13 protein-coding genes are annotated in these 13,830 nt (G+C 65.8%); 7 read left to right on the forward strand and 6 right to left on the reverse strand.

Going from position 1 to position 13,830, the window contains the following annotated elements:
- Nucleotides 1-27 precede the first annotated feature (27 nt).
- The 5 genes from ON062_RS06775 (at nt 28) to ON062_RS06795 (ending at nt 8,950) form a co-directional block, all read left to right on the forward strand.
- On the forward strand, nt 28-6,519 hold the full coding sequence (locus tag ON062_RS06775; protein ID WP_274646379.1) for a DUF3320 domain-containing protein: 6,492 nt from the start codon (nt 28-30) through the stop codon (nt 6,517-6,519).
- Nucleotides 6,520-6,628: 109 nt separating this feature from the next.
- On the forward strand, nt 6,629-7,366 hold the full coding sequence (locus tag ON062_RS06780) for a tyrosine-protein phosphatase (RefSeq protein WP_274646380.1): 738 nt from the start codon (nt 6,629-6,631) through the stop codon (nt 7,364-7,366).
- A gap of 45 nt (nt 7,367-7,411) precedes the next feature.
- Nucleotides 7,412-7,774: an SdpI family protein gene (locus ON062_RS06785; RefSeq protein ID WP_274646381.1), complete on the forward strand. Its 363-nt coding sequence runs from the start codon at nt 7,412-7,414 to the stop codon at nt 7,772-7,774.
- 20 nt (nt 7,775-7,794) lie between these two features.
- Nucleotides 7,795-8,361, forward strand: a complete 567-nt coding sequence (locus ON062_RS06790) for an AAA family ATPase (protein WP_274646382.1) — start codon at nt 7,795-7,797, stop codon at nt 8,359-8,361.
- A gap of 94 nt (nt 8,362-8,455) precedes the next feature.
- Nucleotides 8,456-8,950 (forward strand): GNAT family N-acetyltransferase, encoded by a 495-nt coding sequence (locus tag ON062_RS06795; RefSeq protein WP_274646383.1) that lies wholly within the window; start codon nt 8,456-8,458, stop codon nt 8,948-8,950.
- Here the strand turns inward: ON062_RS06795 and ON062_RS06800 are convergent.
- The 6 genes from ON062_RS06800 to ON062_RS06825 are packed head-to-tail and all read right to left on the reverse strand — an operon-like array spanning nt 8,925 to nt 12,513.
- Complete coding sequence (locus tag ON062_RS06800) at nt 8,925-9,713, reverse strand: gamma-glutamyl-gamma-aminobutyrate hydrolase family protein (protein WP_274646384.1); 789 nt, start codon at nt 9,711-9,713, stop codon at nt 8,925-8,927. The genes ON062_RS06795 and ON062_RS06800 overlap by 26 nt on opposite strands.
- Nucleotides 9,714-9,743: 30 nt before the next feature.
- A complete protein-coding gene (locus ON062_RS06805) occupies nt 9,744-10,187 on the reverse strand; it encodes a GNAT family N-acetyltransferase (RefSeq protein WP_274646385.1) in 444 nt (147 codons plus the stop codon).
- 9 nt (nt 10,188-10,196) lie between these two features.
- Entirely contained in the window at nt 10,197-10,877 is a 681-nt protein-coding gene (locus ON062_RS06810) for a Pr6Pr family membrane protein (RefSeq protein ID WP_274646386.1), read from the reverse strand.
- Between the two features lie 6 nt (nt 10,878-10,883).
- Nucleotides 10,884-11,309: an NAD(+)--rifampin ADP-ribosyltransferase gene (gene arr, locus ON062_RS06815; RefSeq protein WP_274646387.1), complete on the reverse strand. Its 426-nt coding sequence runs from the start codon at nt 11,307-11,309 to the stop codon at nt 10,884-10,886.
- A gap of 53 nt (nt 11,310-11,362) precedes the next feature.
- Nucleotides 11,363-11,743 (reverse strand): HNH endonuclease, encoded by a 381-nt coding sequence (locus tag ON062_RS06820; RefSeq protein ID WP_274646388.1) that lies wholly within the window; start codon nt 11,741-11,743, stop codon nt 11,363-11,365.
- Nucleotides 11,740-12,513 carry an EI24 domain-containing protein gene (locus ON062_RS06825; RefSeq protein WP_274646389.1) on the reverse strand — a complete coding sequence of 258 codons (774 nt, stop codon included), beginning with the start codon at nt 12,511-12,513 and terminating at the stop codon, nt 11,740-11,742. The genes ON062_RS06820 and ON062_RS06825 overlap by 4 nt, the downstream gene beginning before the upstream one ends.
- Nucleotides 12,514-12,647: 134 nt before the next feature.
- Between ON062_RS06825 and ON062_RS06830 the strand changes: the two genes are divergently transcribed.
- Together ON062_RS06830 and ON062_RS06835 are read left to right on the forward strand one after the other, a co-directional pair.
- Entirely contained in the window at nt 12,648-13,319 is a 672-nt protein-coding gene (locus ON062_RS06830) for a VOC family protein (RefSeq protein WP_274646390.1), read from the forward strand.
- Nucleotides 13,316-13,807 carry a hypothetical protein gene (locus tag ON062_RS06835; RefSeq protein WP_274646391.1) on the forward strand — a complete coding sequence of 164 codons (492 nt, stop codon included), beginning with the start codon at nt 13,316-13,318 and terminating at the stop codon, nt 13,805-13,807. Before ON062_RS06830 ends, ON062_RS06835 begins: the two co-directional genes overlap by 4 nt.
- The last annotated feature ends 23 nt before the right edge of the window (nt 13,808-13,830 follow it).

A 13,830-nucleotide genomic window follows, 5' to 3' on the forward strand; every position in this document is an offset into this window, starting at 1 on the left:
CAGCGCGGACCTGGCGCGAGGAGTGTGATGAACGAGCTCGATACACGAGACCATATCGAGGAGGCGTTGGCTGCCCTCGGTGAAGGGCTTGCGCCACTGGTCGCCGCTCGTTTTCACGAACTTGCGCCCTCCGTTTCGGAGTGGACAGACATCCTGGAGCGCAAGGACAGGCAGGCAGGACGCAGCTTTTCGCGATACAACCCACGCGACCTGTCGCTGATCCTGCGAGCGTTCACCGAATCGTTCGGGACGATCGGGTACCCGTTCGCTGGACTCCTCGGTAGGCAGGCGCAGAACTGGGCGAGCGAGCTACGCGACGTACGCAACAAGTGGGCCCACAACGAAGAGTTCTCAACAGCCGAGACCTATCGAGCGCTCGATTCTGCCGAGATGCTGCTACGCGGCTTACGCGTTGAACCGGAAGCGATCCGGGTCCACGAACTCAAGACTGCGGTCCTCGCAGCGATGGCCGCGGAGTCGGGCACGGTTGATGCGCCACCCGGACCGTCTATGAGCCCAGCCCCTATGACGGAAGCATCGCCCGCTGGCTCCCCGTCAGAAGACCCAGTGGTCGCTGCACCCGTCTTCGCGCCACCCGCTGCCTCTGGCGCGAGCGGCAGAGCTGTGATTTCGGTCAGCGCGCTGCCGGATCTGAGCTACGCACACGCCCGCAACGCCATCGCTGTGGTCGACGAGGTCCGCATTGACTACCAGGGTGATGAGATGCGTGGAGCGTCCGTAGAGATCGAGGCGATCTGTACCCTCGGATCTCTTGGCGACCCGAAGGTCGTGATCGCAGACCTCGACGGCACCACCCCGACGACCCTGCGAAACGCTGACCTGGTGCTCGATCCTGCGCGTATGCTCGCCGTCGAACATCCGACATCGGGTGTCGTCCGCGTCACTCTGCGCGACGCTCGTGGCTCTGTCGTCGCCCACCACGACACCGCAGTCACCGTTCTCGCCGCCAATCAATGGCGCGCGAACCCGCCACAACTGAGTCTCGAACTGCTCGCCTCGTTCGTTCAGCCCAATTCTCCGGCGATCGCACCTCTGCTGGTTGAGGCATCCGACCGCCTCCAAAGAGCAACCGGGAACGCAGCCCTCGACGGGTACCAGCAGGGCTCACCCGAGCGCGTGGATGCGATTGTCGAGGCGATCTACGAGAGCATGCGCGCACGCGACATCCGGTACGCGGAGCCTCCCGCAAGCTGGGGGCTGGAGGGACAGAAGGTTCGCACGCCGTCTGAAGTATTGGAGGGCAGGCTCGGCACATGTCTCGACACGACGGTGACGCTCGCTGCCGCGCTCGAGGAAGCGGGAATCAACTCCACCCTCTGGTTGCTCAGCGGACACATCTTCCTCGGGTACTGGCGTGACGACGCAAGCCTCGACGGGCCAGCGCAGATGGACGCGGCAGAGGTGGCGAACTACGTCGGTATCGGTCAGATCGAAGTCCTTGAGACCACGTTCCTCACCGGCGGCCAGGCTTCGAAGCCGTTTGCTGCCGCCCGCCGACAGCATCACCTCACGACCCTCGCCGGCGATGTTTCAGCGGTACAAGGGATCACCGACGTGATGCAGGCGCGCCTCGCACGCATCTACCCGTTGCCAAGCCGCGCCATCGACGCGTCGGGTGAGGTGAAAATCCTCGAGTACACGAGCGCGCAGACCCCGGAGGCATTGCACTATGTGCCGACCGATGCTGCGGTAGCGGGCGGGACGGCCAGTGATGTGCCGCCGCGTGTCTCGCTGTGGAAGAACGCGCTTCTTGACCTCAGTTTGCGAAACCGACTCATCAACTACGGCGACAAGTCCGGGTACCCGATCGCGATTCCGCAACCGTCGCTCGCCGAATTCGAAGACATGATCAACAAGGGCACGACGGTCACGTTGCTGCCCAGCGACCGTATCTCGACGATCGACGAGCATCGGGGTATCCGATTCGCGCAGGACCTGCCCGAGGCTACTCGGGCGGCGATTCTGACCGAGCGGAAACAGGCCTTTGTCGGTGTCACGGAGGCGACATACACAACCCGGTTGCGGGCTCTTGCATATAAAGCTCGCACCATCTTGGAGGAAACCGGAGCAAACAACCTCTATCTGGCGTTCGGGATGCTGCGATGGACCTTCAACGACCGTGAGCTACGCTCCCCGCTCGTGCTCGTTCCGGTGTCGCTTGAGGCCATCGGTGGGGGCAACGCCTTCCGCCTGAGCATCGACGAGGCTGGCGAGTCGACACCGAACTTCTGCCTCCTGGAGAAGCTTCGCCTGAGCTTCGGGCTCGACATTCCCGGCCTCGCCAACCCCTCCAAGGACGAGTCTGGCATCGATTTGTCTGCGGCACTTACGGCGACGCGTCGAGCCCTCACGGCGGCTCGGCTGCCGTTCACCGTGGAAGACACCGTTGACCTGTCGATCCTGCAGTTCGCAAAGTACCGGCTGTGGAAGGACCTCGATGAGAACTGGAAGGAACTTGCGCAGAACTCACTCGTTAAGCATCTGATCCGGACGCCGACCGCGGAGTACAGCGATCCTTACTCGGAGCCCACAGACGTCGACCTCGACGCTCTGAACAATGCCGTGCCGGTACCTGCTGACTCGTCTCAACTCGACGCTGTCGCGGAGGCGGAGGCCAGCCGCACGTTCGTGCTCGAGGGCCCGCCCGGGACAGGCAAATCGCAGACCATCACCAACCTCCTCGCGCATTCTCTCGCCAACGGCAAACGTGTTCTGTTCGTCGCCGAAAAGCGCGCAGCGCTCGACGTTGTTAAGGACCGACTCGACGCAGTCGGCTTGGGGCCATTCTCGCTAGACCTGCATGACAAGGGTGCGCGCCCGAACGCGGTACGTGCACAGATCCGGGCCGCGATCGACGCGATCGCACGGCCCGATGCAGCGGCACTCAAGGCAGACACTGAAACGGCGGCGACGAGCCGTGGGTCGCTGAAGCGATACGCGCAGCGCCTGCACGAGCCAAACTCTGCCGGGCTCTCGATCTACTCTGCACGCCAGCAGTTGTTGGCCTCGGCGGACGACATCGAACCACTCGAACTCCCCGCAACCCTGGTTGCGACCGGTACGGAAGAGCAGTTCGCCTACCTTCGTGACCTGCTCCGCACACTCCCCGAGACGGCCGACCTCGCCCATCCGTCACCGTCCCATCCCTGGGGTTTCGTGCCCGTATCAGAAGGCAACGCGCTGGACACCTCCGCTGTCCATGCCGCAGCGCAAGAGTTCGACGCGGCACTCCGTGACCTCCTTGCCCGCCAGGCCGATCCCGAGCTGCTCGCGCTGACGTCGGGGCCGGCGCACCTCGACTGCTGGGCTTCGCTCGCCAACGCCCCCCGTCACTCGCTCGACGTTGTCGACGCCTTGTACGCGCGCACCCTTTCGGGCGAGGTGTCGCGGATTCAGGAGCAATTGAGCTCCGCCACCAGCGACCGTCCGTGGTTCGCCACCGTCGGGCCCGAGGCACTTGATGGTGACCTTCAGAGCCTGCACCGCGCGGCGACCGAAGCTGACGGCTCAGGCTTCTTCGGCAGGCGAAAGAGGCAACGCGCCGTGCTTTCCGGCTTCGGTACCGCGCTGCGAGTCGAGGCACGTGCTTTCCCGGCCCGCGACGTCACCCCGCTTGTTATGGAGGTGGCTCGTGCCGCTGACGAAGTCGCAGCGTTACGAGCAACGCTCGCGGCACTGCCACTACCGCTCGTGTCGTCCGACTGGAACCCATACGTTCGCGAGGGCATTGAACCCGCCCAGTCCGCTCTTGCGTGGGGAGTCTGGCTGGGTGCAGCTCTGTCATCGAGCGACGGCCAACCGGATCTCCGTTCAGCGCTTCGCAGGTACTACGCCGCGAGCACGCCCGACCCAGACTTGTCGGGCGCCATTGCGCGCCTCGCGGCGGCCTGGCGCACCCTCGCAACTTCGAGCGGTCTGAGCGAACCACCGGGGGACGGCACTGACGCCTTCTCCGCGTGGGCTGGCGACTACGGGACATTCCAGATGTGGATGGCGACAGCGCGCGCCCGAAACCTCGCAACAGGTGGACCCGTCACACTTGATCGGTGGGTTGCGTTCCGGCGTCACATTGAGCCGCTCACTCGCTACGGAATGACCGCAGCCCACGCCGCGCTCCTGACAGGCGCTATGCCGGCGGATCTGGCTTCGCTCGCCCTCGACAAGGGCATCGCGCACGCTTCCGTTCTCGAACGCGCGGAGTCCCAAGCGATGACGGCCTTTGATGTCCCCGCACACAACCGCACGATTGATCGGTTCACCTCGAGCGCGACGGCCATTCGGAACGCATTGCCCCGTTGGATACCAGCCGAAATCATCGCAAAGCGTCGCATCGATCCGGCCTACGAAGGCGGAATGATGGGCGAGCTGAAACGTCAACTTGCTCGCCAACGGGGCGGGATGACAGTGAGGGCTCTCTTCGAGAATTATGGTGATCTGATCACACAGATCGCACCCTGCGTGCTGATGAGCCCAGAGTCCGTCGCTCGCTTCTTCCCCGCCAAGGCGAAGATGTTTGACATCGTCGTCTTCGATGAGGCGTCCCAGATCCGCGTCGCAGACGCGGTCGGCGCGATGGGACGAGGTACATCCGTGGTTGTCGTCGGCGATAGTAAGCAGATGCCACCATCGAGCTTCGCCGATGTTGGCGGCGACATCGAGTCGGATGCTTCGGCCGTCGCGGACGTCGTCGCTGACGAAGAGTCAATTCTCACCGAGTGCGTGCAAGCGCGCGTTCCGCGCAAATGGTTGTCCTGGCACTACCGCAGCCAGGATGAAGCCCTGATCTCGTTCAGCAACCACGCATACTACGACAGCCGATTGTCGTCATTCCCCGCACCGTGGCCTGCCGCCGATGCAAGGGACGACTTGGATCACGGAATCTCCATCGTGCGAGTCGCGGGAACCTTCAACCGCTCCGGACGCGGTCGTGACCTTCGAACGAACATCGTCGAAGCGCGTGCCATCGTGCGCGAGGTAGAGCAACGCTTTGCCTCATCCCTGCACGAGACTCCGTCGCTCGGCATCATCACGTTCAACGCCCAGCAACGCACTCTCATTGAGACGCTGTTGCGCGAGTCGCCCGACGCGCGCCTCGCCCAGGCGTTGGACGAACGAGACGGACTCTTCGTCAAGAACCTCGAAAACGTGCAGGGAGACGAACGAGACACCATCCTGTTCTCCGTCGCTTTCAGCGCGAACGATCGCGGCGTGATCCCGCTTAACTTCGGCCCCCTCTCGCGCGCTGGAGGCGAACGCCGACTTAACGTCGCGATTACCCGCGCCCGCCGACAGGTGATTCTGTTCGCGAGCTTCGACCCATCCGAACTACGAGCCGAGGAAACCGCGTCGATCGGCATCAAGCATCTGAAGGGATACCTGGAGCTTGCGGCGTCCGGAGTGGAATCCACCACCGACAGCGCCCATCGTGAACAGTTCATCGACCGCCACCGCGACGAGATCGCCGACGAGCTCCGGCATCGCGGGTTCGTGGTGCAGACGGATATCGGTCTCTCCGACTTTCGGGTCGATCTTTCCATTGCGGAGGCATCTAACCCGTCACAGCCACTCGTTGCGGTCCTCCTCGACGGAGAGAGCTGGCGATCGCGCCGCACGGTCGCAGACCGCGACGGGCTCCCCGTCGATGTACTGAAGGGCCTCATGAAGTGGCCGAGCGTTGAGCGAGTCTGGATGCCGGAGTGGCTGCAGCAGCGCGAGACAACCCTCGCGCGCCTCTCGGCTGCGGTGACAGCCGCCAGCGCGGTCCAGATGCAGTCTAGGAAGGAAGCTGAGGAGAACGCTGCCCGCGCGCCCGAGCCGGCACCCACGCTTACGCGCGCAGCGCACGCTCAACCCAACACGGACGAACCGGTCTCGCCGGTCCGTGCGGCGCCAGCACCCGTGGGAGCATCTCGCGAAACCGAGCTGCGCCACCAAGACTTGCGTCAGTACGTCGAGTGGGCGCCCAAGCGGTTTGGCTCCGTAGAGACACTCGACAGGCTTCCGCAGGGCGCCGCAGCAGAGAAGGTGCGGGCGGTACTGCGGGAGATCGTTCAGAAAGAAGGACCCATCCACAAGATGAGGCTCGCTCGCCTCGCCGCCGAAGCCTTCGGCCTCAACCGCGTGGCGGCCGCCCGGTCGGATGCGATCCTACGATGCCTTCCTCAGGAGAACCTGCGCGCGTCCGACAGGGCGTGCGCGTGGCCGACGGGGATCGACCCGCGCGACTGGCGAGAGGTTCGTCGCAGTCAACCTGGAGACGGTCGGAACCTCGACCATGTCCCGCTGGAGGAAGTCGCCAACGCGATGGCGGTCGTATCCGAGCTCGGAGGCGGAATGAACGAAGACGAGCTCAAACGGCAGGCGCTCGCGCTGTTCGGCGGGAAGCGAATGACTGAAGGCGTATCGTCACGCTTGGATGCCGGACTTCAGCGAGGCGTCGAGACCGGGAGGATCGAGCGGGACGATCGCGGACTCTTTCGGGCAGTAGCGCGAGACTGAACTAACCTCGCTTGGGGTTCCTGCGGACTCGTCCACTGTGAAGCTCGCTTTCGCGAGCAGGACAGTTCGTCTCGTCGCCGCGTTCACCTACCCGTGACAGGCTGGTGCAATGAGCACTGCTCTTGCGGTTGACGGTCTCGCGAATGCGCGAGACCTCGGCGGCATGCAGCGGGTTGACGGATCGCTGACTCCGGCGGCTGTATTCGTTCGCGCCGAGATGCTGGATCGCATGAGCGATTCTGGGTGGACCACGCTTCGCGACCTTGGCGTGCGCACAGTCATTGACTTGCGTCGACCGGACGAGGCCACCGGTGCCGCGCCTGAGGACATGACCCTGTTGCGTATCGACCTCGACGGCGATGAACGCGAGTTCTGGAAACCACTCGAGGCGGACGGGCGATGGGGCACCCCGCTCTACTACACCGCGCATCTGCATGAGCTGCCCCATCGGCTCGCACAGGTGATTCGGGCGATCGCGTCTGCACCGGACGGTGCGATCCTCTTTCATTGCGGAGCGGGGTGGGATCGAACAGGGCTGGTCGCCGCTGTCCTGCTCAAGGCGATAGGCGTCACTGAAGACGCGGCGGTCGCTGACTACCTCGCATCGTTCGCCAACGCCGACGCGATGACAGCGCTTCATCAGCGGTCGTTCGATGTCGACGAGCGCCACAGGGTGCTCGAAGCGTTCGGTCACACGCCGGACTCGGCGTTCCGTGAGATGTACCGACAGCTCGATGTCCACGAATGGTTCCGTCACGCCGGGATCGACGGAGACGACGCGCGCACGATCCTCACCTGGCGGGGGCACGTCACCGCGAGCGCTGATGCTGCCCGCTCGGATAAGTAGTGCTCTCGCGAGCACGCGTACCTAGAGGCAGGTAGCGTCGAAGCCGTGGAAAGCGAGTGGATTGCGAGAGGCGCGTTGCTGGTGACGATGGTCGGCGCGGGCGTCCTCCTGATCTGGATGGCCAACGCCGCGGCATCCGGGCGACTGAAGCGCAATCACCTCGCGGGCATCCGTGTTCCCAGCACGATGGCGAGTGAAGAGGCATGGCTCGCAGCACATGTTCGAGCTCGCACAGCAACGATCTACGCCGGCGTCATCAGCATCTTCGGTGGGGCAATCGCTCTCGTTCCCGTTCCGATGCCTGTCGTGACGATCGGGATCCTTGTTGCCGCGGTCATCACGCTCGGCTTCGTCCTCTACGGGGCGCGCGTCGGTAGCGCGGCGGCGAAAGCCACCTCCCAGTCCTGAATCACTCGATCGGTCTCACCGTGTTGCGCTTCGATGATCCCCTTCCGCTACGGCCCAGGCGGGTGCTGGTTGCGGGGGTATCCGGAGTAGGAAAGACAACCCTCGCGCGACGGATCGCGCAGGTCATCGATGCTCCTCACACCGAGATCGACGCGCTGTACCACGGGCCAGGCTGGGTTCCACGCGCCCAGTTCCTCGACGACGTTCGCACGTTCGTCGCGGCGGAGTCGTGGACAACCGAATGGCAGTACGCGTCCGCCCGACCGGTCCTCACGGAAGCTGCCGACCTGATGGTCTGGCTGGACCTTCCGTTCGCCACCGTGACCCTCCCTCGCGTCGTGCGCCGCACAGTACGCAGGCGGGTGAAGCGCGAGGTTCTCTGGAACGGCAACATCGAGCGCCCGTTTCGCACGATCTTCACCGACCGCGAGCACATCGTGCGGTGGGCCTTCGCCACGCGCAACAAGTATCGGGAGCGTATTCCCGCGCTCGAAGTGGATCAGCCGCAGCTGACGGTGGTCCGCCTTCAATCCCCCCGCGAAGTTGAGAGCTGGGTGACGGGACCCCTCGCAGACTCCACCCGCTAACCACCGACGACCGTCCGAAGTACGGTGTGAGGCATGCCCTTCGCCCACGCACTGACTGGGCCCACGGCTTCAACGGTCATGGCACGATGAGCGGGTGACCTTCAGCATCCGCTCTCCTGAACTGTCCGATGCCGCGGCCCTCGCCGAACTCCATGTCGCGACCTGGAAAGAGGCGTACACGCACCTCCTGCCCGCGGGCTACTTCTCGCAGGAGTACATCGACGGCCGCCACCGCATGTGGAATCGCGTCCTCAGCGACGCGCGCACCGACATGACCATCGCGGTGGCCGAGCTCGGCGGCCAGATCATCGGGTTCGCCTGGGCCGGGCCTGCGATGGGCATCGACCAGCAGGACCCGCCGCGCGACCGGCAGCTGTATGCGATCTACGTCTCGGCCGCGCACTACGGCACGGGCGCCGGGCAGGCGCTCCTCGATGAGGTCTTAGGTGAAGGCCCCGCGATGCTCTGGGTCGCGAAAGAGAATCCGCGAGCGACGGCGTTCTACCTGCGCAACGGCTTCCGCTTCGACGGGGTCGAGCAGATCGACCCGCACGCGCCGATGATTACGGATGCTCGGATGCTGCGCTGAGCACCACTTCGGGCTCGGCGACCGACGGCGCGGCGTGCGCGGCGTGCGCGGCCGGTGCGGTGCTCGCCGCCAAGTCGCGGAGCAGGGCCCGCAACTGCCGCGGGTCGCTACCGGGGTCTTCCGGATGCCACTGAACTCCCACGACCCACGGGGTTCCCGCGCGCTCGATCGCTTCGATGACCCCGTCAGACGAGGTCGCCGTCACGACCAGTCCTTCGCCGAGCTCGGCCACCGCTTGGTGGTGAGCCGACCGCACCGGGTGTTCGCCCGCGCCAAGTGCTGCGGCTACGCGCGTGCCGGGGAGTACCTCCACGGGGTGGGTGACCATGTCGACCTCGGGATTCGCATCGCGATGCATCCCGTCGCCCAGGTGCTGCACGAGGGTTCCGCCGAGCGTAACGTTCAGCAGTTGCATCCCTCGACAGATCGCGAGCACAGGCGTGCCGCGGTCGATGGCTTCGCGCATGAGTTCTGCTTCGAACGCGTCGGCGGAGGCATCGGCCGAATCCATCCACGCCCCGTCGGGCGCCTGCCCGTACAACGCCGGGTCGACGTCGGCCCCGCCAAGCACGATCACTCCCGTGGTGCCTGCGACGAGCGCCGCCGCCGAAGAATCTGGGTCGGCCGCGTTCACCCAGCGCACACCGAGCCCCGCCTCGCGAGCAACCTTCTCGGCCGCATCGGCCAGCATCCGCAATTCTCGGGCGAAGCCCGCGTCGTGGCGCGGTGTTGCGCTGGAGAAAGACATGACGACCGGGATCACGATCGCCATCCTAAGCGCGCGAAGGCGCTGCTACGCGCGAGTCATGGGGACGTGCGGGATCCCGTCCTCTTCGAACGGCGGACCGCTGATCTCGAACCCGTATCGGCCGTACCACGGCGCGAGGTGCGCTTGGGCGTCGAGGTGGATCGCCCGTTCGGGCCACTTCTCCACGGATCGCGCGACCGCTCGTTCCATGAGGTCACCCGCGAGCCCCGCGCCGCGCGCGGACTTCGTTGTCGCCACGCGCCCGATTCGAGCGGCATCCCCGTCGTCCAGCAGGCGCAGTGTCGCGAGCACGTTGCCCGAGTCGTCGGACACCCAGAAGTGTTCGGTCTCGGGCTCGAGGTCGCGCCCATCGAGTTCGGGGTAGGCGGCTGCTTGCTCGACCACGAACACGGCGACGCGAAGCCACATCATGCGGTACAGCGTCTCTGGGTCGATGTCGCGGAGCGCGGCGCGCTGGATTTCGGGCATCCGGCAACACTACCCAGCCGCAGCGGCGGAGACTCGCCGACGGGTGAGGGCCCAGGCGAGTCGGTCTAGCGCGACGACCGCGAGGGCGATCGCCGCAAGGATCAGGACGACGCGCCCCAGCGCGGGGATCATCCCGGCGACGCCCGCCGTTGTCGGGTCGAGGAACGGATAGGGCCACCGATCGTTGACGTCGGGCAGCAGCATCCCGCGCGTGATCATGACCACCCCGTAGCCGATTGGGAAGAGCAGCCAGAGCAGGGTGTCACGCCAGCGGACGATCCCGTGTGGACCGAAGACGAGCCAGTCGAGCAGCACCAGGGCCGGCGACACGTAGTGCAGCAGGAAGAGCCCGGTGTTGTCGATCGCCACAATCGGGTTGGGGTCGAGCAGGCCCGGGATCGGGCTTTCGCCGTGGTTGTTCAAGAAGTGCGAGATCAGGGCCGTGGTCAGCAGCCAGAACGTCACGGCAGCCCGCAGGCGTGGCGCGGGTGCGGCCGGCGCGCGGCGCTGCACCATAAGCACGAGCGTCGTAACGAAGTAGCCGAGCGCGATGAGATTGCTCTGGCTGGTGAAGAACGGGAACCGGCGCTCGCCGAGGAGGAGGCCCGCGACGATGACGATCACGATCGCCGCGCGCACCACGAACGCTGCGGAGAAGACGCCGGGGTTCCGTGAGTTCGCGCGCGCCATCATCGGCTAGTTGATGATCTCGGCGTCGCTGTCGAGGAGTGCTTTCAGCCGAACCCGCCACTCCTCGAGAGCAGCGGGTTCGAGGCGCGTCCAGTCGAGCACTTCCTCGACGACGACGAGCGGCGCACTGGTTCGGTACGAACGCGTCGGGTTTCCGGGGAACTTCTTGTCGGTGACGTTCGGATCGTTCTCGAATTCACCCGTCGGCTCGACGAGATAAACATGGGGTTCGGATGCCGCGGGGCCGAGCATCGCCGCGATCTCAGCGGCCAATCCCGCACCGTCTCGCGTCGCGGTGAAGTAGACGTGATTCATGATCACGTCGGGCTTGTAGTTCGACCGACGCCCCGCGACGACCTCGTCGCCCGTGCGCAGCTTCGCACGCGTGCCATGGAAGAACGGACCATCATCGAGTCGGCTCGCCTCGCTCATCGCGCCATTGTTGCACTTCTGGGCGCGTGAGCGGGGGCCCGCCACGGCGGCGCTCAGCCGAGCGGGTCGTCCGTCGAGAGCTGGTGCAAGAACTCGGCGTGACGCAGAAGGAACGCGCGCTCGTCGAGCCGCTTGCGGCGAAGCCAGCCCGAGACCTCGTTGTTGTGCTTGCTCGCGTTGCACGATGCGCACGCCGGAACCACGTTCGTGAGCGTGTACCTGCCGCCGCGCGAGATCGGGAGGACACAGTCCTTCTGCAGAGCCGCATCGGTTGCTCCGCAGTACGCGCACCCGCCCCAGTGCGCGACCAGCTCTCCCCATTCGTCGGCGGTGAGATCGTTGTCGACACGATCGAGCCGGCGCTGACGCCGCTTCGCGTAGCGGGCACGGGTCGTCGCCGACGCGTTCTTCGGAAACCGTCGCCGGGCGCTCACGTCGGCTCCTCGTTGCGGGGGGCTGTCGTGCCTGGCGAAGGGCTCGAACGCAGGGAGCGGGCGAGCAGCGTCGAGCCCGCGACGGCCGCCGGCATGGTGATGACCGCGCCCAAGGGGAGCATGAAACACAACTGCGTCGCCACGCCGAAGCCGAGAACTCGTGCGCGATGGTGACTTCGCGTGCGCTGACGTTCGCGGTGGTGGATGCCGCGGGCAGACAGTGCACGGGATGAGAGTTCGTCGGCGAGCAACCACCCCGTGAAGCACACACCGAAGACGAGGCTCAGGACGCTTCCGACCACGGGGATGAAACCCAAGAGCGCCGCCACGAGGGCGATACCGATGCCGCGCAGCAACAGGGAAAGCCCATCACGTACCGACGCCCAGAACCCGTAGCCGACGTCGATGTCATTGCTTTCCGGGTCGTGCTCGAGTTCGACCGCGCGCCAGATCCGCTCATAGAACGGCTCGCCCACGATCAACGTCACGGCGGTGAAAGACACAGCGATCAGCACGAGTGCCGCACCCATGACCGCCGTTCCGGCCGCGATGCGAATCACTGTCGCCCACAGCGTCGGCCACCCGGTGGCGAACGGCGTCATCGCCTCGGTGAGCCCGGGCAGTGAGGCCGCGAGTGCGATCAAGCCGGCCAGCAGAATCAGCGACACGATCGCCGCCGGTACGAGGCCAAGCGCCATCAGCCCGGGGCGCCTCCGCCAGTACGAAAAGCCGCGCCCGAGCGTACCCACACCCCGCAGGAACTCTCTCATCGTGCTCAGCCTAGGTGTTGCGACGTCGAGGCATCGGGCGCGCGGGGGCGCAGTGAGGCGGTCGCCTCTCTTGTGAGTGCCCTACCCCGTGAGTAGCGTCGAATGACCGTGGTGCACAAGCGAAGGAGCGGGCGATGACGGATCCGGCCGAGGAACCCGAGCTGATCTCGGCCGCTGCATTCCACCGGGCGCAGGGGGTCGCCGACTGGCGGGTCGTCGGTACGGGTGCGCAAGCCGTCTTCGTCGCCACGTCGTTCGCGGACGCAGCGCGATTGCTTGCGCCGATCATCGTGGCGTCTGAGAAAACCGGCATCCAGCCTGACATCGATGTTCGGCCCGAGGGCGTGGTCGTGGGAGTGCCCTTTCGCGACGGCGAGGGGCTTCCTGCAGCAGTGACCCGCTTCGCGGCAGCCGTCTCGGTTGCGGCCGCCGAGTTGCACTTAAGGGCCGACCCCTCGCGCGCGCAATCGGTCGGCATCTACGTCGCCCAGCATTCCCAGGCAGATACGCGCCCGTTCTTTACCGCGGCGCTCGGCTATGAGGTGCTCGGCGACACCGACGCCGTCCATCCCCTGCGCAGCGGGCCGCAGCTCGCGTTCAATCCCCTGACCGGCGACGTACCGTCGCGCGGTCGCACGCACTTCGATGTGTTCGTCCCCGCCGATCAGGCGCAGGCGCGAGTCGATGCCGCGCTCGCCGCGGGCGGAAGGTTGGTCGACGACTCGCACGCGCCCGCATGGTGGACTCTCGCATCGCCAGACAATCACGGCGTCGACATCGCCTCGTGGACCGACACCTACGAATGAACCTGACACTCACCGTCGGCGGGAGCGACAGCGCCGAACTCGTGCGCCGGATGCTCGGGAGCGGCATCCATCTCAATGAGCACGCCGAGACGCTCATGCGCGACATCGACTTCGCGACCGCCGATGTCGCGACTCTTCGCGTCGTGAGCCGATCCGTTGCAGAACTCGGTCTCACCGCAGGGGGCACGTTGCCCGAGATCTTCGCGTCCGCACGCGAGCAGGGCTTCGCGTTGTGCCCACCACAGATCGGCCCGTATCTGAGGCTCGCCCTCACGGCCCAGCAGGGGTCGACCGATGCCAACCTGTCGGTCGGCCGGGCGCCGGACGGATCGCTCACCGTGGCATCCGACCCCCTCCGCGACGACGACGAGTACCCGAAGGGTTTCTACCTGCGCGTCGTCGACGGCCAGTCGTGGCTGCGCGGCTATCGCTGCGACGACGAGTTCGTCTTCTCGCCCGGCGACCGCTTCGTGTTCCTGCTCCTCTGAGCGTTCGTGCTTCCCGAGAACAT

The organism is Microbacterium sp. C7(2022) (assembly GCF_028823665.1).
In the GTDB taxonomy this organism is placed as follows: Bacteria; Actinomycetota; Actinomycetes; order Actinomycetales; family Microbacteriaceae; genus Microbacterium.